The following is a 21321-nucleotide window of genomic DNA, read 5'->3' as shown; positions in this document are numbered from 1 at the left end:
AGTGTGACGGGCCGGGACCGGCCTTGGGCGGGGGTGCCACCGGGGGGGAGGATGAGGGGGAACCGGCAAGGACAGCGGGAGGAAGCAGCGTGAGCGACACGGCCAGGAACGTCACCGGCGAGGACGAGGTCGTGGACCTCTGCCGCGACCTCATCCGGATCGACACCAGCAACTACGGCGACCACTCGGGCCCGGGTGAGCGCAAGGCGGCCGAGTGGGTCGCCGAGAAGCTCTCCGAGGTCGGGCTCGAGCCGCAGATCTTCGAGTCGCACCCGGGGCGCGCCTCCACCGTGGCCCGAATCGAGGGCGAGGACCCGTCCCGGCCCGCGCTGCTCATCCACGGCCACCTCGACGTCGTCCCGGCCAACGCGGTCGACTGGACCCACCACCCCTTCTCCGGGGAGGTCACGGACGGCTGTGTGTGGGGCCGCGGCGCGGTCGACATGAAGGACATGGACGCGATGACCCTGGCGGTCGTGCGCGACCGGATGCGCTCCGGGCGCAAGCCGCCCCGGGACATCGTCCTCGCGTTCCTCGCCGACGAGGAGGCCGGCGGTCTGTACGGCGCCCGTCACCTGGTCGACCACCACCGGGGGCTCTTCGACGGCGTCACCGAGGCGATCAGCGAGGTCGGCGGCTTCTCGTTCACCGTGAGCGAGGAGCGGCGGCTCTATCTGATCCAGACGGCCGAGAAGGGCATGCACTGGATGAAGCTGACCGTGGCCGGCACCGCCGGGCACGGCTCGATGATCCACAAGGACAACGCGATCACCGAGCTGTCCGAGGCGGTCGCCCGGCTCGGCCGGCACACCTTCCCGGTCCGGGTCACCAAGACCACCCGCGCCTTCCTCGACGAGCTCGGCGACGCCCTCGGCACCGAGCTGGACCCCGAGGACATGCAGTCCACCCTCGCCCGGCTCGGCGGTATCGCCAAGCTGATCGGCGCGACCCTCAGCAACACCGCCAACCCGACCCAGCTCGGCGCCGGCTACAAGGTCAACGTGATCCCGGGCGAGGCGACCGCGCACGTCGACGGCCGCTTCCTGCCGGGGTACGAGGAGGAGTTCCTCGCCGACCTCGACCGGCTGCTCGGCCCGAACGTCCGGCGCGAGGACGTGCACTCCGACAAGGCGCTGGAGACCTCCTTCGACGGGGCGCTCGTCGAGGCCATGCAGTCGGCGCTGCTCGCCGAGGACCCGGCCGCGAAGGCGGTCCCCTACATGCTCTCCGGCGGCACCGACGCCAAGTCCTTCGACGACCTCGGCATCCGCGGCTTCGGCTTCGCCCCGCTGAAGCTGCCCCCGGAGCTGGACTTCGCGGGCATGTTCCACGGCGTCGACGAGCGGGTGCCGGTGGACGGGCTGAAGTTCGGGGTGCGGGTGCTCGACCGGTTCATCGACGCATCCTGAATCACACGAGGAGATTCGCGCGCCCGTGCGGGTGCGACTGAGAAGAGTGAATGCGCCGATAAGCGCGTAGCCTCATTAATTCCCCCTCGTTACTGGTGATGCGGTCCGCTGCTGAGGATCGCTTTTGCCAACAAGGAGGAATAATGATCAAGAAGGTCGTCGCTGCTGCGGCTGCCACTGGTGGGCTGGTTCTCGCGGGCGCGGGCCTGGCCGTCGCCGATGCCGGTGCCCAGGGTGCCGCGGTGCACTCCCCGGGTGTCGCTTCCGGCAACGTGATCCAGGTTCCGGTGCATGTCCCGGTGAACGTCTGCGGCAACACGATCTCGGTGATCGGGCTGCTGAACCCCGCCTTCGGCAACGTCTGCATCAACAAGTGACGTCGACCCGCTGAGGGGTCGTCCACACCGTCGGCCCCGGAGCGCGCGCCATGCGCTCCGGGGCCGACCGGTCTTTTCCGAAGGAATGGCCGAAGAATTCGAACGGCCCGAATGTCCCGAGAGATTTCCCGGGAACTGGAATGATGCGGGAATTCAGGTCGAGGACGAGATCGAAAGCAGGAAACAGCAATGCGACAGGTCACCCGCAAAAGCCTCATGACTGTGGCGGCGGCCACGGGGGTGATCGCCGCCGCCGGCGGCTACGCGCACGCCGACTCGGGGGCGAACGGCTTCGCCACCGACTCGCCCGGCGTCGCGTCCGGCAACACGGTGCAGGCGCCGGTGAACGTCCCGGTCAACGTGTGCGGCAACACCATCGACGTCGTCGGGCTCCTCAACCCGGCGTTCGGCAACTCCTGCGCCACCCAGGGCGGCCGGCACCGCGCACCGGGCGGCTACGGCGACAGCGACCACGCGTACGGCGGCGGCCAGCACGGCGGCGGTCACGGTGGCGGTCACGGTGGCAACGGGGGAGGCCACTGGGGCGGTCAGCACGGCGGTCACGGCGGTCACGACGGCGGCTACGGCGCGTACCCGGGCTCCGGGGGCGCGCAGGCGGGCGGTCACACCGGTGGCTCGCCCGGTGTCGGTTCCGGCAACCACGTCCAGGCCCCGATCGACGTCCCGGTGAACGTCTGCGGCAACAGCGTCGACGGCATCGGGATCCTCAACCCGTCCTACGGCAACGACTGCGACAACGGCGGCGGCCACGGATACGGCACCCCGCCGGACCGCGGCCACGAGACGCCGGGCACGCCGGGCCACCACACCCCCGGCAAGCCGGTCGGCCACGGCTCCACCCCGTCCGGGCCCGAGGCCGTGCCGTCCACCCCGGGCCGCGGCACCCCGGCCCACTCCGTGACCGACCACCGGCCCACCGGCACCGCCGGCACGGTCGCCGGCGGCGCCCAGCTCGCCGAGACCGGAAGCGAGCTCCCGCTCGGCCTCGCCCTGCCGGCCGGCGCGGGCGCGCTGCTCGCCGGCGCGCTGCTCTACCGCAAGGCGCGCACCTCCCTGTGATCCCACGGGAGGCCGGACAACGGAGCGGGCCCCGCCTCGGCGGGGCCCGCTCCGTGTGTGTCGCTCACTTCACCATGTGGCACGTACCTGGCGGATGATCCGTCGGCGCAGCCGCACTCTGCGACTGCCGTCGCGCATCAGGCTCAGGCGGTCCAACTCCCAGTGTCCGTACTCGGCATGGTCGGTCAGCAGACGCGTCGCGTCCTTGCGGGAGACCCCGCGCGGTACGTACACGTCGACAAATTCGTATTCCGGCATCGCATCTATTGTGCGGGCTGGGGCCTCGTACGGATAGCGTCTGCACTATGTCTGATGCTGCGCAGCCCACCGCTGCCGAGGTACGCGCCGCCGCCGAGGCGGTCAAGACCGCGCTCGACCGCCATCTGGCCGCGGTCGAACGCAGGACGGGGGAGGACGACCCGGCCGTCTACGAGGCGTTCAACGAGCTGGCCGCGGCCGCCGAGGTCTACGACGAACTGCTCTACGACCGCTACGACGAGGTCACGCCCTTCGAGATCCCCGGCGCGGACGACTCCCTGCCTCCGTACACCGGACCCGAGGAGCCGAACGCGCTCAGCGTGCTGATCCGCCGGGACTACGCCGTCGCGGAGCCGCAGCGGTTGCTCGCCCAGGCCCAGCGGGTCGAGGCGGCGGACGACGAGGGCACGGAGGTCTCCGGCACCGTGCACGGGGCCCTGGGCATCCTGTTCGGTGAGTTCGAACCGGACGAGATCGCCTCCCGGCACAAGGAGTTCGGCCTGGAGGAGGGCGACTCCACACTGTGGGTGCTCGCCGCCGACGAAACGGCCGAACCGGGCGAGTGGCTGGAGGCCCCGTTCGACCAGGCCGATCCCCAGCGGGTGGTCTGCCGGTTCGACGTGAGCGCGGTGTTCGACGACCTCGACGAGGACGAGGACGAGGACGAGGACGGCGAGGATCTCGCGGCCGAACTGGACGAACTCGACGACGACGTCGAGAGCGACGACCTGGACGGGGACCTGGAGCCGCTGGACGTCGACCGGCGCTAGTGCCGCGGCAGGCAACGTTCGCCCCGTCGCGACGCCCGGCACGCACTCTCGCCGCACCGGCCGAAAGCCCAAGTACGTCCAGTACGAGGACTTCCGGCCGGCACGCCGAGAGCACGCACCGGACGCCGCTCCTTGACGGGCAGACGTTGCCTGCCGCGGCACTAGGCGATCGACGTCCGCGGGCAGCTGGACGGCACACGGCGGCGGCCGGGACGGGGGAGACCCCGACCCGGCCGCCGCTCGCGTCCCGCTCCGGGGCGGTTCAGCCGGCCGGCGGGACCTGGGTGCGCAGCAGGACCGGCAGCCGGGTCGTGCGCGGCTTCGCCGGGACCTCGGCGACGGCTCGCGCCAGCGCCTGCTCGACACCGTGCACCACGGACAGATGCCGCTCCGCCCGCCCGAACGCCGTGTACACCCACGGCCGGGAGAGGGCCTGCGCGGCGTCGCCGGGCAGCACCACGACCGCCGCCGGCCACCGGCTGCCCACCGCCTGGTGCGCGGTCAGCGCCCAGCCGTGCCGCACGGACTGCTCCACCCGCTCCTTCGGTACGACGACGGGGGCGCCCGCACAGGACAGGTGCAGTCCGTCCGCGTCGGCCTTCTCCACCCGGCCCAGCACGGTCCGCCCCGGCGCGGCGGAGTGGGCGACCACGTCCCCGGGGTCGAAGCCGCCGAAGCGGCCGGGCCCGGGGTTGAGGCGTTCCTTGAGCGCGGCGTTGAGCGCGCGGGTGCCGGCCGCGCCGCCATGGCCCGGGGTGATCACCACCGTCCGGCCCGGCTCGACGCCGAAGGCCCGCGGCACCGACTCCAGCACGAGTTGCAGGGTCCGGTGCACGGCCTCGGCCGCGTCCCGCACCGGCACGATCACCAACTCCTTGCCGGGCGCCTCGACCTGGTTGAGCTCGCCGATGCCGATCCCGGAGAGCAGCTCGCCGAGCGGGCCGGGGTCGGGGGTGCGCGAGGCGATCTGCGGGCACACCCGGGCGGCGAGCAGATCGGCGAAGACCCGGCCCGGACCGGCCGACCACAGCTGAGCCGGATCACCGCTCAGCACCAGCCGCGCGCCGTCCGGCAGCGACTCGACCACCATCGCGGCGCTCTCCACGTCGAGCCGCGGCGCGTCCGGCACGATCAGCAGGTCCAGGGCGAGCGCTCCGTCGGCGTCCCGGCCGGGGCCCTCGGTGCCCGCCAGCAGCCCGTGCACGGTGACGGCGGAGTCCGCCTCGCCCGCTCGTGCCGCGACGCGGTCCCGGCCGTCCGGGGTGTGACAGGCCGCGACCGCGCGCAGGTCCAGGGAGCGGGCGGCGGTGAGCAGTGCGACCGGTTCGGTGCGGGCGGCCTCGCCACCGGTGTGCAGCACCAGGCCGTGCCCGGCGACGGCACGGATCAGCTCGGCGGCGCTGCCGGACGCCGAGGCGGCGGCCGACTCCCACCCCGCCCCCGTGGCGGCCTCCTTGGCCAGGGAGTTCACGATCCGGGCCAGGCCGTCGGCGAGGCTCTCCTCCGCGAGCGCGTACCGCTCCAGGCCGATCAGGACACGGACCGGACGGTCGCCCTCGGCCTCTTCGGTGCCGCCCTCGGAGGGCGGTGTCCCGGGCTCCTCCACCGCGTCCTGGAAGGCGAGCGCCTCGCCCTCGGCCAGGGCGCTCTGCACGGCCTCGTCGGCGTCCGGCACGGACCGCTGGGCGAGGGCCGCGGTGAGCGCCGGGAGTTCCAGCGCGGTGTGACCGGCCAGGGCCGCCTGTTCCAGGAGCCAGACCGTCAGGGCGCGGCCCCGTCGCTCGTCGTCGGGGGCGCACTCCGCGCCGAGCAGGGCCCGGGCGAACCCGTCGGCCTGCTCCGGCCGTACACCGGTGACCCGCAGCAGCTGCCAGGGGTCCTCGCGCAGCAGGTCCTCGGCGCCCTCGCCGAGTGCCCCGGCGACCTGCGGGGCGAGCGCCTCGGGGGCACCGCCGTCGGTCAGCACGCGCCGGACGGCCGCCACGGTCTCCTGGGCGGGGGCCGGGGGAGCGGCCGGGGTCCCGGCGGGCACCGGCTGCGGGCGCGGTACGGGTTCCGGGGCGGCGAGGCGGCGCGGGGGTTCCGGTGCGCTGAAGACGGTGGCGGCGGGTCTGGCCCCGCTCTCCACGGCCCGGACCGCCGCGAGCAGGTCGGCGGCCGTGCCGCTGAGTTTGGCCCCGCTGTCGATGGGCCCCGCCTTGTCGGCCTTGCGCCGCTCGATCCGCTCCCGCTCCAGCTTCTGGGCGGCCAGCTCGGCCTGGGCCTCGGTGACCTGGGCGGCTGCCTCGCCCCCGGTGCTCCCGCCCTCGGCGGCCGGTGCCGCGGCGGTCTCCTCGCTCTCGCTCCCGGTCGCGGCCGGGGCGCTGTCGTCACCGTCCGGTGTCCCCGGCCCGGTGTTCTCGGTGTCGTCCGAGGAATCCGGTTCCGTGCTCACAGCGTGCTCCAGTCGTGATCGGGATAGCGGTGCACGGGCGCCGACACGTCGTCGAGAGCCCGGCAGATCTCGTCAGGAAGAGTAAGGGCCTCCACTGACAACGCCGCCGTGAGCTGCTGCGCGTTGCGCGCGCCGACCACGGGGGCGGCCACCCCGGGCCGGTCGCGGACCCAGGCCAGGGCGACCTGGAGCGGGGTCACCGCGAGTCCGTCCGCCGCGGTGGTCACGGCGTCGACGATGCGGCTCGCGGTGTCGTCGAGGTACGGCTCGACGAAGGGCGCGAAGTGGTCGGAGGCGGCGCGCGAGTCGGGCGGCAGGGCGTCGCCCCGGTACTTGCCGGTGAGGACGCCCCGGCCGAGCGGCGAGGACGGCAGCAGCCCGATGCCCAGGTCCAGCGCGGCCGGCAGCACCTCGCGCTCCACGCCGCGCTGGAGCAGCGAGTACTCCATCTGTGTGCTGGCGAGCCGGGTACGGACGCCGGGTGCGGCGAGCTGCCAGGTGGCGGCCTTGGCGATCTGCCAGCCGCAGAAGTTGGACACCCCGGCGTAGCGGGCGCGGCCGCTGGCGACCGCGATGTCGAGGGCCTGGAGCGTCTCCTCCAGCGGGGTGTCCGGGTCGAAGGCGTGGACGTGCCAGATGTCGACGTGGTCCGTGCCGAGCCGGGCGAGGGAGGAGTCCAGGGCGGCGAGGAGATGGCCCCGCGAGCCGTCGAAGCGGCGGTCGGGGTCGGGCACACTGCCCGCCTTGGTGGAGATGATCAGGTCCCGGCGGGGCACCAGGCCGTCTATGAGCCGCCCCAGCAGGTACTCGGCCTCTCCGTCGCCGTACACGTCCGCCGTGTCGACGAGGGTGCCGCCCGCCTCCCAGAACGTCTTCAAGAGGTCCGCGGCGTCGTGCTCGTCGGTGTCACGCCCCCAGGTCAGGGTGCCGAGCCCGATGCGGGACACACGCAGGCCGGTGCGGCCGAGATGCCTCTGCTCCATGAACGCCGAGATTACTGGCCAGAACTGGGCCGTGGGTTGCCTGTGGACAACGGAATCTCCGCGCGTCACCCACGGGCCCCGGCCACCCCACCGTCCCGCTGCCCCGCAGGCCACACCGCCCGACCGCCCTCCCGCGCCCGCCGTCCCGTTCAACTCCCCTTCCCCGCACGCCCGCCCCACCGCGCTCACCCCGCGCAGCCACGCGACCCTCGCCACACCGGCCTCCCCGACCCCCGTCCCCCGCGCTAAGGTCGGCACGACAGCGTCGTTACTGATCAGTAAGGGGAATCGGCCATGCAGCTCGGGATCAACCTCGGCTACTGGGGTGCCGGAATGGACGGGGACAACCTGGCCGTCGCCCAGGAGGCCGACCGCCTCGGGTACGCCGTCTGCTGGGCCGCGGAGGCCTACGGCTCGGACGCCGCCACCGTGCTGAGCTGGGTCGCCGCCAAGACCGAGCGGATCGACGTCGGCTCGGCCATCTTCCAGATCCCGGCGCGTCAGCCCGCGATGACCGCGATGACCGCCGCCACCCTCGACTCCCTCTCCGGTGGCCGGTTCCGCCTCGGCCTCGGCGTCTCCGGACCGCAGGTCTCCGAGGGCTGGTACGGCGTCAAGTTCGACAAACCGCTCTCCCGCACCCGCGAGTACGTCGAGATCGTACGGAAGGCGATGACGCGCGAGCGGCTGTCCTACGAGGGCGAGCACTGGACGCTGCCGCTGCCCGGCGGCCCCGGCAAGCCGATCAAGCTGACCGTGCACCCCGAGCGCGAGCACATCCCGCTGTACATCGCCGCCATCGGCCCGAAGAACCTGGAGCAGACCGGCGAGATCGCCGACGGCGCGCTGCTGATCTTCCCGTCCGCCGAGCACATCGAGGACACCGCGCTCCGGCACATCCGGGCCGGGCGCGAGAAGGCCGGCAAGACGATGGAGGGCTTCGACGTCTGTCCGACGCTGCCGCTCGCCGTCGGCGACGACAAGGACGTCGAGAAGCTCGCCGACACCTTCCGCCCGTACACCGCCCTGTACGTCGGCGGCATGGGCAGCCGCAAGCAGAACTTCTACAACCAGCTCGCCCGGCGCATGGGCTACGAGGAGGCGGCCGCCGAGGTCCAGGACAAGTACCTGGCCGGCGACAAGCAGGGCGCCGCCGCCGCGATCCCGCACGACCTGATCGACGGCACCACGCTGCTCGGTTCGGTGGAGCGGATCGCCGACCGGATGAAGGCCTACGCGGCGGCCGGCGTCACCACCCTCACGCTCGCCCCCGCGGGCTTCACCCTGGACGAGCGCCTCGCCTCGCTGCGCGCGGGCTCGCGGGCGCTGGAGCTGGCCGGCCTGGCGTAGGGAGATTTGGGCGGCGGGGCATTCCGGCGGCGGGGAGGTTACAGCGGCCGTGGTGGGGGCTCGGGGGTCTTCCCCGCCACGGCCGTCACGGAGAACAACGCGCCGGAGCGCGCGCGGTTACGCCTCACGGGGGCACCGTCGCCCTCATCCTTTCGGCCGAGTCCCCGGACCCATCTGTTGCGGCCCATGTCGTCCCGCATTTGACTGATTTGCATGCTTTCGGCCAAGAGTCTGTTCCAGGAGATCCTCGACAACGACGAGTCGTTCGCGCTGTTCTGCTCCATCGCCGCCGGCGGGGAGTCGCAGGGCGGCTGGGAGAACGCCCGGATCGCCACGCTCGTCCCGCCGGACCAGCGCGACCTCGCCCCCAAGATCGCCCGCCACGGCGCCGACGAGGACAAACACGGCCGCATCTTCAACGCCCTGATGAAGAAGCGGGGCGTGCGCCCCGTCCCGGTGCCGCCGGAGACGGACTACACGATGCTCCTGGAGCGGGACGGCATCGGCCTCGCCCATGACCGGCTCCGGGCCGACCGGCCGCTGACCGTCCAGGACGTCGTCACCTACCTCGCCCACAGCCGGGTCACCGAGCAGCGCGCCTCCGAGCAGATGGACCTCCTGCGCAGGTACTTCGCCGACCACCCCGACATCGGCCGCGCGGTGAAGATGATCTCCCGCGACGAGGACAGCCACCTCGCCTACTGCCACGAGGAACTGCTGCGCCTCGCCCGAGCCGGGCACGGCCGCGCCATCCAGCGCACCCTGCGCGCGTGCGCGCTCGCCGAGATCCGGGTCTACCGGGACGTCAGCCTCGCCGTCATGGCCCACATGGGCCGCATCCTCGGCTGGCCGAGGGCCAAGTCCGCGGTCCTCGCGGCCGGTGTCCACGGCCTGTACGCCTGGGAGCGGTTCGCGGGCTGGCGGCGGATGGTGTCCCTGGAGATGCCCGAGCACCGCGACGCGCTGGGCGGACCCGCGACCCCCGCCCCGGAATACGCCTGAGCCCGGGGCCCGGGCCCCGGGGCCCGGGGTGCGGGGTGCGGGGCCTGGGACCCGGGGAGCTACAGCCAGCCCCGCCGCTTGAACAGCCGGTACAGCAGTGCCTCCAGGGCGGCCATCAGCGCGATCACCGCCGGGTACGACCACAGCCAGTGCAGCTCCGGCATGTGGTCGAAGTTCATGCCGTAGATCCCGGCGATCATCGTGGGCACGGCCGCCATCGCCGCCCACGCGGAGATCTTCCGCATGTCGTCGTTCTGGCGGACGCTCATCTGCGCCAGATGCGCGCTGAGGATGTCGGAGACCAGCCGGTCCAGGCCCTCCACGGACTCGTTCACGCGCGTGAGATGGTCGCTGACGTCCCGGAAGAAGGGCCGTGCCCGGTCGTTGACGAAGGGCAGTCCTGAACCGAGCCCGCCGGTCTCCGCCAGCCGGGTCATCGGCGGCATCAGGGGCACGCAGGCGCGGCGGAAGTGCAGAAGCTGCCGCTTGAAGCCGTAGATCCGCGACGCGGTGTTCCGCGAGCCGCCGCCCGTCGGTGAGAACACCTCCGTCTCCAGCTCCTCCAGATCGGTGCCGAGCTCGGTCACCACCTCCAGGTAGTGGTCGACGATCGCGTCCGCGACCGCGTACAGCACCGCCGTGGGCCCCTTGGCGAGGATCTCCGGATCGTCCTCCAGGCGCCGCCGTACGGCACCCAGCGGTGAGCCCTCGCCGTGGCGGACGGTGACCACGAAGGCGTCGCCGAGGAAGACCATGATCTCGCCGGAGGAGACGGTGTCGCTCTCGGGCTCGTACACGACCGGATTGAACACCTGGAACAGCGAGTCGTGGTAGACCTCCAGCTTGGGCCGCTGGTGGGCGTTGAGCGCGTCCTCCACGGCGAGCGGATGCAGCCCGAACTCCTCGGTGACGTGCTCGAACTCGTCCTCCGTGGGCTCGTACAGCCCGATCCACACGAAACCGCCCGACGCACGCGCCTCGGCCAGGGCGTCGGACAGGTCCGCCGGGCCCTCCGCCCGATGCCCGTCGCGGTAGAGCCCGCAGTCGACGATCACGGAGCGTATTCTCCCCTCACCGGGCCCCCGGCGCACGCGCGCCCGACCTAGGCTGGGCCGCATGCCCACGTTGATCCTGGTCCGGCACGGACGTTCGACCGCCAACACCTCCGGAGTGCTCGCCGGCTGGACGCCCGGTGTCGCGCTCGACGAGCGCGGGGCCGCGCAGGCCGCGGCGCTGCCCGGCAGGCTGGAGGGGCTGCCGCTCGCCGAGGTCGTCGCGAGTCCCCTGCAACGCTGCCAGGAGACGGTCCGGCCCCTCCTCGACGCCCGCCCCGGTCTGCCCGTCCACACCGACGAGCGGATCGGGGAGGCCCACTACGGCGACTGGTCGGGGCGCAAACTCGCCGAGCTGAAGGACGAACCCCTGATGGAGGTCGTCCAGGCGCACCCGTCCGCGGCCGCCTTCCCCGGCGGTGAGTCCATGCGCGCCATGCAGACCCGCGCCGCCGAGGCCGTACGCGAGTGGAACGCGCGCGTGGAGCGCGACCACGGCGCCGACGCCGTCTATCTGATGTGCTCGCACGGCGACATCATCAAGTCGCTCGTGGCGGACGCCCTCGGACTCCATCTCGACCTCTTCCAGCGGATCTCCGTCGAACCGTGTTCCATCACCGCGATCCGTTACACCCGGCTGCGGCCCTTTCTCGTACGCCTCGGCGACACCGGCGACTTCGCCTCCCTGGCGCCGCGCGAGGAACCCCCGAGCGGCGACGCGACGGTCGGGGGCGGCGCGGGCGCACCGTGATCGTCGGCCGCAGTAGGGTGAAGCGGTCCACACACACGCGTACACGCATGGACGTTCCCGAACCCACGACTCCCATGGAGACAGGACGTGTCCCGTCAGGTGTTCCTCTACGACCCGCCGGACCGCTTCGTGGCCGGTACGGTCGGGCTGCCCGGGCGCCGTACCTTCTTCCTCCAGGCCACCTCCGGCGCCCGGGTGACCAGCGTGGCCCTGGAGAAGACCCAGGTCGCCGCGCTCGCCGAGCGCATGGACGAGCTGCTGGACGAGGTCGTACGCCGTAGCGGAGGAAGCGCCTCGGTGCCCGCCGTGGCGCCCGCCGAGAACGCCGACACCGCCCCCCTGGAGGCCCCCGTCGAGGAGGAGTTCCGGGTCGGCACCATGGCCCTCGCCTGGGACGGTGAGGAACAGCGCATGATCGTGGAGGCACAGGCCCTGGTGGAGCTGGAGGCGGACTCCGAGGAGGATCTCGCCGAGGCCGAGGAACGGCTCCTCCAGGACGAGGAGAACGGGCCCCCGATGCTGCGGGTCCGGCTCACCGGCGCACAGGCGAGAGCCTTCGCCAAGCGCGCCCTCGACGTCGTCAACGCCGGCCGGCCGCCGTGCCCGCTGTGCAGCCTGCCGCTCGACCCGGAAGGACACGTATGTCCGCGCCAGAACGGATACCGCCGCGGGGCGTGACGACCACCGACCCGGCCTTCGCCGATCTCCTCGCCCGGGGCGAGCTGACCGTACGGGGCCGTATCCGCGACGCCTCCAACGCGGCCCTGTACTGCACCGTCGCCCACGAGGGCCGTGAGGCCACCTGTGTCTACAAGCCCGTGGCCGGCGAGAGACCCCTGTGGGACTTCCCCGACGGCAACCTCGCCCGGCGCGAGGTCGCCGCGTACGAGGTCTCCGAGGCGACCGGCTGGGGCCTCGTACCGCCCACCGTGCTGCGCGACGGGCCGTACGGCGAGGGCATGTGCCAGCTGTGGATCGAGGTGGCCCCCGAGGCCGAGCTGCTCGCCCTGGTCGACGGCGAGGAACCGGAGCCGGGCTGGAGGGCGATCGGGTTCGCCGAGGTCGGCGAGGGCCGGACCGCGCTGCTGGTGCACGCCGACGACGGGCGGCTGCGGCGGCTCGCCGTCCTCGACGCGGTGATCAACAACGCCGACCGCAAGGGCGGCCACCTCCTGCCCACCGCCGACGGCCGGCTCTACGGCATCGACCACGGAGTGACCTTCAACACCGAGAACAAGCTGCGCACCCTCCTGTGGGGCTGGGCGGGGGAGCCCCTGACGGGAGAGGCGGTGGACGTCCTCAAGGGCCTCCGGGCCGCGCTGGAACCCTCCGGGGCGCTCACCGGCACCCTGACCCCGCTCCTCACCCCGGCCGAGGTGGAGGCCACGCGCGCGCGGGTCGACGAGCTCCTGGAAAGCGGGCGACACCCCGAGCCCGGGGGTGAGTGGCCCGCCATCCCTTGGCCACCGGTGTAACGGGCCGTATGCATGCCGTATGCACACGGGGCGGAAACGCGCAAGAACGCCTTCCCGGTCATCCGGCCCGCTCCGGCTCGTATGCACAACATCCGTCCGGGTTACGCTCATGACATGCATGCCTGGCCCGCTTCCGAGGTCCCCGCCCTGCCTGGTCAGGGCCGCGACCTGAGGATCCACGACACCGCGACCGGTGGTCCGGTCACCCTTGACCCCGGTCCCGTCGCCCGTCTCTACGTCTGCGGCATCACGCCGTACGACGCCACCCACATGGGACACGCGGCGACCTACAACGCGTTCGACCTCGTCCAGCGCGTGTGGCTCGACACCAAGCGGCAGGTTCAGTACGTCCAGAACGTCACCGACGTCGACGACCCGCTCCTGGAGCGCGCCGAGCGCGACGGCGTCGACTGGGTCGCCCTCGCCGAGAAGGAGACCGCCCTCTTCCGCGAGGACATGACCGCCCTGCGGATGCTCCCCCCGCAGCACTACATAGGCGCCGTCGAGGCGATACCCGGCATCGTCCCGCTCGTCGAACGGCTCCGCGACGCGGGTGCCGCCTACGAGCTGGACGGCGACATCTACTTCTCCGTCGAGTCCGACCCGCACTTCGGCAAGGTCTCGAACCTCGACGCCGCCGCCATGCGGCTGCTGTCCGCGGAGCGCGGCGGCGACCCGGACCGCCCGGGCAAGAAGAACCCCCTCGACCCGATGCTCTGGATGGCCGCCCGCGAGGGCGAGCCCAGCTGGGACGGCGGCTCCCTCGGCCGCGGCCGCCCCGGCTGGCACATCGAGTGCGTCGCCATCGCCCTGGACCACCTGGGCATGACCTTCGACGTCCAGGGCGGCGGCTCCGACCTCGCCTTCCCGCACCACGAGATGGGCGCCTCGCACGCCCAGGTGCTCACCGGCGAGTTCCCCATGGCCAAGGCCTACGTCCACGCCGGGATGGTCGCCCTGCACGGCGAGAAGATGTCCAAGTCCAAGGGCAACCTCGTCTTCGTCTCCCAGCTCCGCCGGGACGGCGTCGACCCCGCCGCGATCCGCCTCTCCCTGCTCGCCCACCACTACCGGGCCGACTGGGAGTGGACCGACCAGGTCCTCGCGGACGCCGTCGCCCGCCTCGGCCGCTGGCGCGCCGCCGTCTCCCGCCCCGACGGACCGCCCGCCGAGGCGCTGGTGGAGGAGATCCGCGAGGCCCTCGCGCACGACCTCGACGCCCCGGCCGCGCTGGCCGCCGTCGACCGCTGGGCCGCCCTCCAGGAGGAGCGGGGCGGCACGGACATCAGCGCCCCCGGGGTCGTCTCCCGGGCCGTCGACGCGTTGCTCGGCGTCGCGCTGTAATCCGCGTGCGAGGGGCCCTTCGCCGGTTCGCCCGGTGAAGGGCCCCTCGCACACCGCCGGCCTGCCCGCTGCCGGCGTGCTCCCTGTCGAAATGCTGTGGACCGGCCACGACGCACTGTGGCCGCGGGGGTCCATGTGGTGAGGTGGGGCGGTAGTTGACCGCCGGACCGGCCAACTGCCGGTCCCCTTCGCGGAAGGACGCTCCGTGGCACCCACGCACGGTTCCTTCGCACATCCCCTCTCCCGTCGCAGACTGCTCGCCCTCGGCACCGCGACCTTAGGCGCCGCCTCCCTCGGCACACCCGCCCACGCCACCGCCTCCTGGCCGGACGTCATCCCCCTGCCCGACGGCTTCCGCCCCGAGGGCATCGCCATCGGCCGCGCCCCCTACGCCTATCTCGGCTCCCTCGGCGACGGCTCCCTCTACCGCGCCGACCTGCGCACCGGGGAGGGCGGCATCATCTCGACGGGCCCCGGCACCCCCTCGGTCGGTCTCAAACTCGACGACCGGGGGCGGCTGTTCGTCGCCGCAAGAGACGCCGGCGCCCGGGTCGTGGACGTGCGCAGCGGCGAGATCCTCGCCTCCTACCCGCTCGCCGCCACCACCCCGACCTTCACCAACGACGTCTTCCTCACCCCGCGCGCGGCCTGGTTCACCGACTCCTACCAGCCGGTCCTGTACGCCCTGCCGCTCGGCCGGCGCGGTGAACTCCCGGACGCCGCCGCCGTCGTACGCCTCCCGCTGAGCGGCGACTGGACCCAGGCCGCCGACGGATCCGTGAACGCCAACGGCATCACCCGCACCCCCGACGGCTCGGCGCTCCTCGTCGTCCAGAGCGGCGCCGGCGGACTGCACCGCGTCGACCCGCGCACCGGCGTCACCACCCTGGTCGACCTCGGTGACGCGGCGCCCCTCACCAACGGCGACGGACTGCTGCGCACCGGGCGCACGCTGTACGTCGTACAGAACCGGCAGAACGCGATCGACGTGTTCACCCTGGCCGCCGACGGCCGCAGCGGTGTCTTCCGGCGCCGGATCACGGACTCCGACTTCGACGTGCCGACCACGGTCGCCGCCTTCGGGAACCGGCTCTACCTGCCCAACGCCCGCTTCACGACGACGCCCACGCCCGGGACGACGTACGCGGTCGTCGCCGTCCCGGCCTGACGGAAGGGGCGGTGCGTTCCAGGAAACGCACCGCCCCGATCATTCCTCCGACGAATCCTCGTCGCCCGGCGAATCCCCGGTGTCACTGGCCTCACCGGCCTCACCGGCCTCACCGCTGGGCTTCGGCGGCCTCGGCGGACGGGTCCGCTCCCCGGGGTCCGGCGGGCCCCCGCCGTCCCGGCGCCGCAGATAGCGTTCGAACTCACGGGCGATCGCCTCGCCCGACGCCTCCGGCAGCTCCGCCGTGTCGCGGGCCTCCTCCAGCGTCTGCACGTACTCCGCGACCTCGCTGTCCTCCGCCGCCAGCTGGTCCACGCCCACCTGCCACGCCCGCGCGTCCTCGGGCAGCTCGCCCAGCGGGATCCGCACGTCGATCAGGTCCTCGAGCCGGTTGAGCAGGGCCAGCGTCGCCTTCGGGTTCGGCGGCTGGGAGACGTAGTGCGGTACGGCCGCCCAGAGCGACACGGCCGGCACGCCCGCGTGCGTGCACGCCTCCTGGAGCACGCCGACGATGCCCGTCGGGCCCTCGTACTTGGTCTCCTCCAGATCCATCCGCCGCGCCAGATCGGCGTCGGAGGTCGTCCCGCTGATCGGGACCGGACGGGTGTGCGGGGTGTCCCCGAGCAGGGCACCCAGGATGACCACCAGCTCCACGCCCAGCTCGTGCGCGAAACCGAGCAGCTCGTTGCAGAAGGAGCGCCAGCGCATGGACGGTTCGATACCGCGCACGAGCACCAGGTCCCGCGGCTTCTCGCCGCCGACCCGCACCACGGACAGTCTCGTCGTGGGCCACGTGATCTTGCGCACGCCGCCGTCCATGAACACCGTGGGGCGGTTCACCTGGAAGTCGTAGTAGTCCTCGGCGTCCAGTGCCGCGAACACCTCGCCCTTCCACTCCCGCTCCAGATGCGCGACCGCGGTGGAGGCGGCGTCGCCGGCATCGTTCCAGCCCTCGAACGCGGCCACCATGACCGGGTCGATCAGCTCGGGAACCCCCTCGAGCTCGATCACCCAGCGCCTCCTTCCGACGTGCCCTCGCCTGACCACCCAACCTTACGGCGTTCCGCGGGGGCGCCCGCAGCCCCCTTGCACGGGGGAGTGAACGGATCACTGCCCCGTTCGCCATGCTCGAACACCCCGGGCCACCGCCCTCTCGGACGGCGCCTCTCAGAGGGTGGACCGCAGCCACTGCTCCACGCTGGCGATGTGCACGGTCGCCCAGGACCGCGCCGCCTCCGCGTCCCGGTCGCGCAGCGCCGCCAGGATCGCGCGGTGCTCGCGCAGGGTCCCGGCGACCGCGTCCTCCTGGGTCAGCCCCCGCCAGATCCGGGCCCGGGTGGTCGGCCCGGACAGTCCGTCGAGCAGCGAGCACAGCACCGAGTTCCCCGCGCTCTGCACGATGCCCCGGTGGAACTCCAGGTCGCAGGCGACGAGTTCCTCCACCGACGGCGCGTCCCCCAGCTTGTCCAACTGGGCGTCCAGCGCGTCCAGTTGCTGCTCGCTGATCCGCAGCGCGGCCATCGCGGTCGCGGCCGGCTCCAGGATGCGCCGTACCGCGAGGAACTCCAGGACGGTGTCGTCGCGGTGGAAGTCGACGACGAACGACAGCGCCTCCAGGAGCAGTTGGGGGTCGAGGCTGGTCACATAGGTGCCGTCGCCCTGGCGCACGTCCAGGATCCGGATCAGCGACAGGGCGCGCACCGCCTCCCGCAAGGAGTTGCGGGACAGCCCCAGTTCGGCGGCCAGTTCGCTCTCCTTGGGGAGCCGGTCGCCGGGGCGCAGCGCACCCGAGACGATCATGCCCTTGATCTTCTCGATCGCCTCGTCGGTGACTGCCATGACCGGCCTTCCTCTCTTCCCGAGCAGACATCGGATGTCTCAGGTCATTATGAGCACGGCACCGCGTCGCTGGGGAGTGATCGGACGAGAACCTCCAGGTCGGCGACCGCCGCCCGCTCGTCGAGCGTCGTCAGCACACGGTCCCGCATCAGCACCCGCCCGTCCACGACCGTGTCCCGCACATCCGCCGAGTGCGCCGCGTACGCCAGCGTCGACCACGGGTCGTGCGCGGGTCGCAGATGGGGCGCGTTCAGGTCCAGCACGATCAGATCGGCCCGCTTGCCCGCCTCCAGGGACCCCAGCCGGTCCCCGAGCCCCAGCGCCCGCGCCCCCTCGGCCGTCGCCATCCGCACGGCCTGCTCGGCGCCGACCGCCGTGGGGTCGCCGCCCGCCTTGTGCACGAGCGCCGCCTGCCGCACCGCCCCCAGCACATCCAGCGAGTTGGAGCTGACCGCCCCGTCCGTGCCCAGCCCCACGGTCACCCCGGCGCCGAGCAGCCTCGGCACCGGCGCGATCCCGCACCCCAGCTTCAGGTTCGACACCGGGCAGTGGGCGACGGCCGTACCCGTGCGGGCCAGCGCCGCGATCTCCGGCCCGGTCAGGTCCACGGCGTGCGCGAGCAGCACATCGGGGCCGAGCAGCCCGAGCGAGTCCAGCAGCTCCACCGGCCGCCTGCCGTGCCGCACCTCGACGGTCGCCACCTCGGTCGCGTTCTCCGCCGCGTGGAGGTGCACCAGCGCCCCGAACTCCCGCGCCAGCGCGAACACCTCGGTGAGCTGCCCGGGGGAGAGGGTGTACGCCGAGTGCGCGAAGACCACCGGCCGGTACCCGCCCCGCGCCGCACCCCGGGCCTCGAGATCCCGCCGCGCCCAGTCCAGCCGCGCGCCGAAGTCCCTGCCGTCCGGCGGCTTGGGCACGTCCATGAAGGTCGGCCCGGTCAGCAGCCGCCAGCCCACCCCGCGTGCCGCCTCCTCGGCCGCCTCGTGGAACCAGTACATGTCCAGCGCCGAGGTCACCCCGGCCCGTACGCTCTCCGCGATCGCCAGCCTGACCGCCGCCGCCACGTTCTTCGGCTCCAGCAGCTCGGCCTCCCACCGCAGCACCCGCTCCAGGAACCCCTGGAGGGTGACGTCGTCGGCGCGGCCCCGCAGCAGGGTCATCGCGAGGTGGGTGTGGGTGTTGATCAGCCCGGGGAGCACCAGACAGCCCTCGGCGTCGATCTCCTCGGCGGCCGAGAAGCGGGCCCTGACACCCTCGGCCGTCCCCACGGCGAGGATCTCCCCGTCATGGACCGCGACGGCCCCGCCCCGTACGACCGTCCCGTCCTCGTCCACGGTGAGCACGTCACCGCCGTGCACCAGCAGATCGATGCTCACGCCGACTCGTCCTCCGCCAGCAGCCGCAGCGCCTCCAGCGACACCACCGCACCCCGTTCGACCCCGGCCGCGACGACGTCCCGGTGCGGGTTGTATCCGCCGGTGGACTCCTCGTCGACCAGCTCGTCGGCGTTCGCCCCGTCCACGACCAGCACCCCGCCGGCCACCAGCCCGCGCAGCGAGGCCGTGACCAGCAGCGCCGACAGCTCCATCTCGATCGCCGCGAGCCCGGCGCCGTCGTAGGAGAAGAGGGGGAGGAGCCCCGGCTGGAAGGCCGCCCGGGTCCAGACGACACCCCGGTGGTGCGGGGCGCCGCTCTCGCGGGCGGCCCGCTGGAGCGCGAACACGGCCTCCGGGCTGGAGACCGCCGGGTACTCCGGGGGCAGCAGCTGGTGGGTGACACCGTCGTCGCGGACGGCCGCCTCCGCGATGACCAGATCGCCGTCGCCGATGCCCGGCTTCATCGCACCCGCCGTACCGAACCGCAGGAAGACCTTCACGCCCGCGTCCGCCAGCTCCTGGAACAGCAGGATCGCGCCCGGCGCGCCCACCCCGTGCGAGGCGACGACCACCGGCACGCCCTTCCAGCTTCCGCTGAACACCCGGTACTCGCGGTGGTACGACACCTCCTCGGCGCCGTCGAGCAGCGCGGCGACGGCGGCGGCGCGCGCCGGGTCGCCGACGACCACCGCGTGCGCGGGCAGACCGGTGCGGGGGACGCGGGTGATGGGCAGGAGGTCCTGCGTCATGAACGTGCTCCAGAGGGACGGGGGGTGCGACGGCGGCGGGCCGTCGTCAGGAACAGGGCGCCGAGCGTGACGACGTACGGCGCGGCGTCGGTCGCCTGCTGCGGCAGGCCGAGGCCCTGGAGACGGAACCCGGCCGCCTCCGCGAGCCCGAACAGCAGCGCCGCGAGCAGGACTCCGAGCGGCGCGGCCCGGCCGAGCATGACGGCCACGACAGCGATCCAACCACGGCCGGCCGTCATGTTCTCGGTGAACAACGTGACGTTGCCGAGCGCGAGTTGGGCGCCGGCCAGACCGCACAGCACCCCGGACAGCAGGATCACGCCGTACTGGTACGTCGCGGGGCGCACGCCGAGCGTGGCCGCCGCGTCGGGCGCCTCGCCGACCCCGCGCAGCCTCAGCCCCCACACATGCCGGGACAGCAGCAGCGCGGCCACCGCGACCGCCGCCCACGAGAGGTGGGCGAGCGGGCTGAAGCCGCCGATGAGCGGGAGCCCCTGGAGGGACGGGTCGTCGAAGGTGCCCTGCACACCGAAGACCGTGCGCAGCAGGAAGCTGGTCAGACCGACGGCGAGGAGGTTCATGGCGATGCCGAGGACCACGGCGTCGCCCTTCAGCGTCACCGCGCCCACGGCCAGGATCAGCGAGTACGCCGCCGCCGCGAGGGCCGCCGCGAGCACGCCCAGCCAGGGGCTGCCGGTGAACCAGCTGGTGGCCACCGAGGTGAAGCAGCCGAGCAGCATCATGCCTTCGAGGCCGATGTTGAACACCCCGGCCCGCTCGCACAGGGCACCGCCCAGTGCGGCCAGCAGGATCGGGGTCAGCGCGCGCAGCGCCGACATCAGAAGGTCGGAGTCGAGGAACATCAGACGGTCACCCGCTTCCGGAACAGACGGCGGGGGAACCGCAGTCGGGCCGCCAGGAACACGATCACGATGGCCTGGAGCACCTGGGTCAGCTCGCGCGGCACCTCGGTGGTCCGCTCCATCGCGAGCCCGCCGACCTGGAGGACGGCGAAGAAGAACGCGGCGATCACCGTGCCGAGCGGGGCCGCGCCGGCCAGCAGCGCCGCCGTCAGCCCGGTCCAGGTGTAGCCGGGCGCGGTCAGTGAGCCGTCCACGAAGCGGTACGGGAAGCTCAGCACCCCGATGGCGCCGACCAGCCCCGCGAGACCTCCGGAGACGGACATCAGCCGCAGGGTGAGGCCCCGGCGTTCGACGCCCGCGTACGCGGAGAAACGGGGGTTGAGGCCCGTCATGCGGATCTCGTAGCCGAGGGCGGTGCGCCGGTCGGTGAACCAGTACGCGGCGGCGGCCAGTGCGACGAGGACCAGCCCGAGGGTGACCGTCGAGTCGCCGAACGCGGGCAGCGCCACCCCGTCCGGGAGGGCGCGGGTCTGCGGCAGGCTGGAGCCCGGCTCCTTGAGCGGGTAGCGGGCCAGGTAGGAGGCCAGCGACACCGCCGGGTAGCTCAGCAGCAGACTGCTGACCAGCAGCGGGACCCCGAGCCGGTTCTCGCACAGCGCGGCCAGGACCGCGTACCCGGCGCCCGCCGCCGTGCCCGCCAGCAGGGCCAGGACGACGGTGAGGGGCGCGGGCAGCGGGGAGTTGAGCCCGGTCACGGCGGCGGTGATCCCGCCGAGGACCATCTGCCCGTCGCCGCCGAGGTTGATCAGCCCGGCCCGCAGCGGGACCGCCAGCGCGAGCGCCAGACCGAGCACGCCGGTGGTGGTCGTCAGGGTCGCGCCGATGCCGTCGCCGCCGAGCGCGCCGGTCACCACGGCCTCGTACGCCGTGAGCGGGTCCGCGCCGGTGCCGACGAGGAACAGCGCGCCGATGACCAGGCCCGCGAGCACGGAGAAGGTGAGCGGGGAACGCAGCGCCCCCGCGAGGGATGTACGTGTCATG

Annotated in this window: 21 protein-coding genes; 11 read left to right on the top strand and 10 right to left on the bottom strand. The window is 73.0% G+C overall.

Translation table 11 applies throughout. The features are described from left to right. Positions 1 to 89: 89 nt before the first annotated feature. The 3 genes from AQJ64_RS34645 to AQJ64_RS34635 all read left to right on the top strand — a co-directional run bounded on the left by AQJ64_RS34645 (position 90) and on the right by AQJ64_RS34635 (position 2866). Positions 90 to 1409: a M20/M25/M40 family metallo-hydrolase gene (locus AQJ64_RS34645; RefSeq protein WP_059203285.1), complete on the top strand. Its 1320-nt coding sequence runs from the start codon at positions 90 to 92 to the stop codon at positions 1407 to 1409. Between the two features lie 143 nt (positions 1410 to 1552). Then, positions 1553 to 1786, top strand: a complete 234-nt coding sequence (gene chpH, locus AQJ64_RS34640; protein ID WP_055638647.1) for a chaplin ChpH — start codon at positions 1553 to 1555, stop codon at positions 1784 to 1786. Positions 1787 to 1975: 189 nt separating this feature from the next. Then, positions 1976 to 2866 (top strand): chaplin, encoded by an 891-nt coding sequence (locus tag AQJ64_RS34635; RefSeq protein WP_055638648.1) that lies wholly within the window; start codon positions 1976 to 1978, stop codon positions 2864 to 2866. A gap of 69 nt (positions 2867 to 2935) precedes the next feature. Here AQJ64_RS34635 and AQJ64_RS34630 read toward each other — a convergent pair whose 3' ends face one another. Beyond that, positions 2936 to 3124, bottom strand: a complete 189-nt coding sequence (locus AQJ64_RS34630; protein ID WP_007380901.1) for a DUF5703 family protein — start codon at positions 3122 to 3124, stop codon at positions 2936 to 2938. A gap of 47 nt (positions 3125 to 3171) precedes the next feature. Here AQJ64_RS34630 and AQJ64_RS34625 point away from each other — a divergent pair, with 47 nt between their 5' ends. Beyond that, positions 3172 to 3894 carry a hypothetical protein gene (locus AQJ64_RS34625; RefSeq protein ID WP_055638649.1) on the top strand — a complete coding sequence of 241 codons (723 nt, stop codon included), beginning with the start codon at positions 3172 to 3174 and terminating at the stop codon, positions 3892 to 3894. A 262-nt stretch (positions 3895 to 4156) separates the two neighbouring features. On the opposite strand, the gene AQJ64_RS34620 is transcribed toward AQJ64_RS34625, so the two are convergent. After that, complete coding sequence (locus AQJ64_RS34620; RefSeq protein ID WP_059203284.1) at positions 4157 to 6328, bottom strand: ATP-dependent DNA helicase; 2172 nt, start codon at positions 6326 to 6328, stop codon at positions 4157 to 4159. After that, positions 6325 to 7311 (bottom strand): aldo/keto reductase, encoded by a 987-nt coding sequence (locus AQJ64_RS34615; RefSeq protein ID WP_059203283.1) that lies wholly within the window; start codon positions 7309 to 7311, stop codon positions 6325 to 6327. Before AQJ64_RS34615 ends, AQJ64_RS34620 begins: the two co-directional genes overlap by 4 nt. 294 nt (positions 7312 to 7605) lie before the next feature. On the opposite strand from AQJ64_RS34615, the gene AQJ64_RS34610 reads away from it, so the two are divergent. Together AQJ64_RS34610 and AQJ64_RS34605 are read left to right on the top strand one after the other, a co-directional pair. Further along, positions 7606 to 8661, top strand: a complete 1056-nt coding sequence (locus AQJ64_RS34610; RefSeq protein ID WP_055638955.1) for an LLM class F420-dependent oxidoreductase — start codon at positions 7606 to 7608, stop codon at positions 8659 to 8661. Between the two features lie 213 nt (positions 8662 to 8874). Beyond that, positions 8875 to 9663, top strand: coding sequence for a ferritin-like domain-containing protein (locus AQJ64_RS34605; RefSeq protein WP_055638954.1), 789 nt, complete (start codon positions 8875 to 8877; stop codon positions 9661 to 9663). Positions 9664 to 9722: 59 nt separating this feature from the next. Here AQJ64_RS34605 and corA read toward each other — a convergent pair whose 3' ends face one another. Then, positions 9723 to 10718 (bottom strand): magnesium/cobalt transporter CorA, encoded by a 996-nt coding sequence (corA, locus tag AQJ64_RS34600; protein ID WP_055638665.1) that lies wholly within the window; start codon positions 10716 to 10718, stop codon positions 9723 to 9725. Positions 10719 to 10779: 61 nt separating this feature from the next. On the opposite strand from corA, the gene AQJ64_RS34595 reads away from it, so the two are divergent. From AQJ64_RS34595 to AQJ64_RS34575, 5 genes are all read left to right on the top strand, one after another. Then, entirely contained in the window at positions 10780 to 11466 is a 687-nt protein-coding gene (locus tag AQJ64_RS34595) for a histidine phosphatase family protein (RefSeq protein ID WP_055638664.1), read from the top strand. An 87-nt stretch (positions 11467 to 11553) separates the two neighbouring features. Beyond that, a complete protein-coding gene (locus AQJ64_RS34590; RefSeq protein WP_055638663.1) occupies positions 11554 to 12144 on the top strand; it encodes a DUF3090 domain-containing protein in 591 nt (196 codons plus the stop codon). Beyond that, positions 12108 to 12941, top strand: a complete 834-nt coding sequence (locus tag AQJ64_RS34585; RefSeq protein ID WP_206189942.1) for an SCO1664 family protein — start codon at positions 12108 to 12110, stop codon at positions 12939 to 12941. The genes AQJ64_RS34590 and AQJ64_RS34585 overlap by 37 nt, the downstream gene beginning before the upstream one ends. Positions 12942 to 13055: 114 nt before the next feature. Further along, the gene (gene mshC, locus AQJ64_RS34580; RefSeq protein WP_055638661.1) at positions 13056 to 14285 is read left to right on the top strand and encodes a cysteine--1-D-myo-inosityl 2-amino-2-deoxy-alpha-D-glucopyranoside ligase; all 1230 of its coding nucleotides are present in this window, start codon (positions 13056 to 13058) and stop codon (positions 14283 to 14285) included. 205 nt (positions 14286 to 14490) lie between these two features. Continuing rightward, complete coding sequence (locus AQJ64_RS34575; protein WP_055638660.1) at positions 14491 to 15453, top strand: SMP-30/gluconolactonase/LRE family protein; 963 nt, start codon at positions 14491 to 14493, stop codon at positions 15451 to 15453. Positions 15454 to 15492: 39 nt separating this feature from the next. On the opposite strand, the gene AQJ64_RS34570 is transcribed toward AQJ64_RS34575, so the two are convergent. From AQJ64_RS34570 to AQJ64_RS34545, 6 genes are all read right to left on the bottom strand, one after another. After that, positions 15493 to 16464, bottom strand: a complete 972-nt coding sequence (locus AQJ64_RS34570) for a PAC2 family protein (protein ID WP_055638659.1) — start codon at positions 16462 to 16464, stop codon at positions 15493 to 15495. A gap of 156 nt (positions 16465 to 16620) precedes the next feature. Next, on the bottom strand, positions 16621 to 17292 hold the full coding sequence (locus AQJ64_RS34565; protein ID WP_059203282.1) for a FadR/GntR family transcriptional regulator: 672 nt from the start codon (positions 17290 to 17292) through the stop codon (positions 16621 to 16623). Positions 17293 to 17339: 47 nt separating this feature from the next. After that, positions 17340 to 18668 (bottom strand): amidohydrolase, encoded by a 1329-nt coding sequence (locus tag AQJ64_RS34560; RefSeq protein ID WP_059203281.1) that lies wholly within the window; start codon positions 18666 to 18668, stop codon positions 17340 to 17342. Beyond that, the gene (locus AQJ64_RS34555; RefSeq protein WP_055636491.1) at positions 18665 to 19417 is read right to left on the bottom strand and encodes a nucleoside phosphorylase; all 753 of its coding nucleotides are present in this window, start codon (positions 19415 to 19417) and stop codon (positions 18665 to 18667) included. The genes AQJ64_RS34560 and AQJ64_RS34555 overlap by 4 nt, the downstream gene beginning before the upstream one ends. Further along, positions 19414 to 20280 (bottom strand): ABC transporter permease, encoded by an 867-nt coding sequence (locus AQJ64_RS34550; protein WP_079062121.1) that lies wholly within the window; start codon positions 20278 to 20280, stop codon positions 19414 to 19416. The genes AQJ64_RS34555 and AQJ64_RS34550 overlap by 4 nt, the downstream gene beginning before the upstream one ends. Beyond that, positions 20280 to 21320: an ABC transporter permease gene (locus tag AQJ64_RS34545; RefSeq protein ID WP_055636490.1), complete on the bottom strand. Its 1041-nt coding sequence runs from the start codon at positions 21318 to 21320 to the stop codon at positions 20280 to 20282. The genes AQJ64_RS34550 and AQJ64_RS34545 overlap by 1 nt, the downstream gene beginning before the upstream one ends. Position 21321: the final 1 nt, after the last annotated feature.

The organism is Streptomyces griseoruber (assembly GCF_001514205.1).
Taxonomy (GTDB): Bacteria; Actinomycetota; Actinomycetes; order Streptomycetales; family Streptomycetaceae; genus Streptomyces; species Streptomyces griseoruber.
This window is presented reverse-complemented; position numbering and strand designations above follow the sequence as displayed.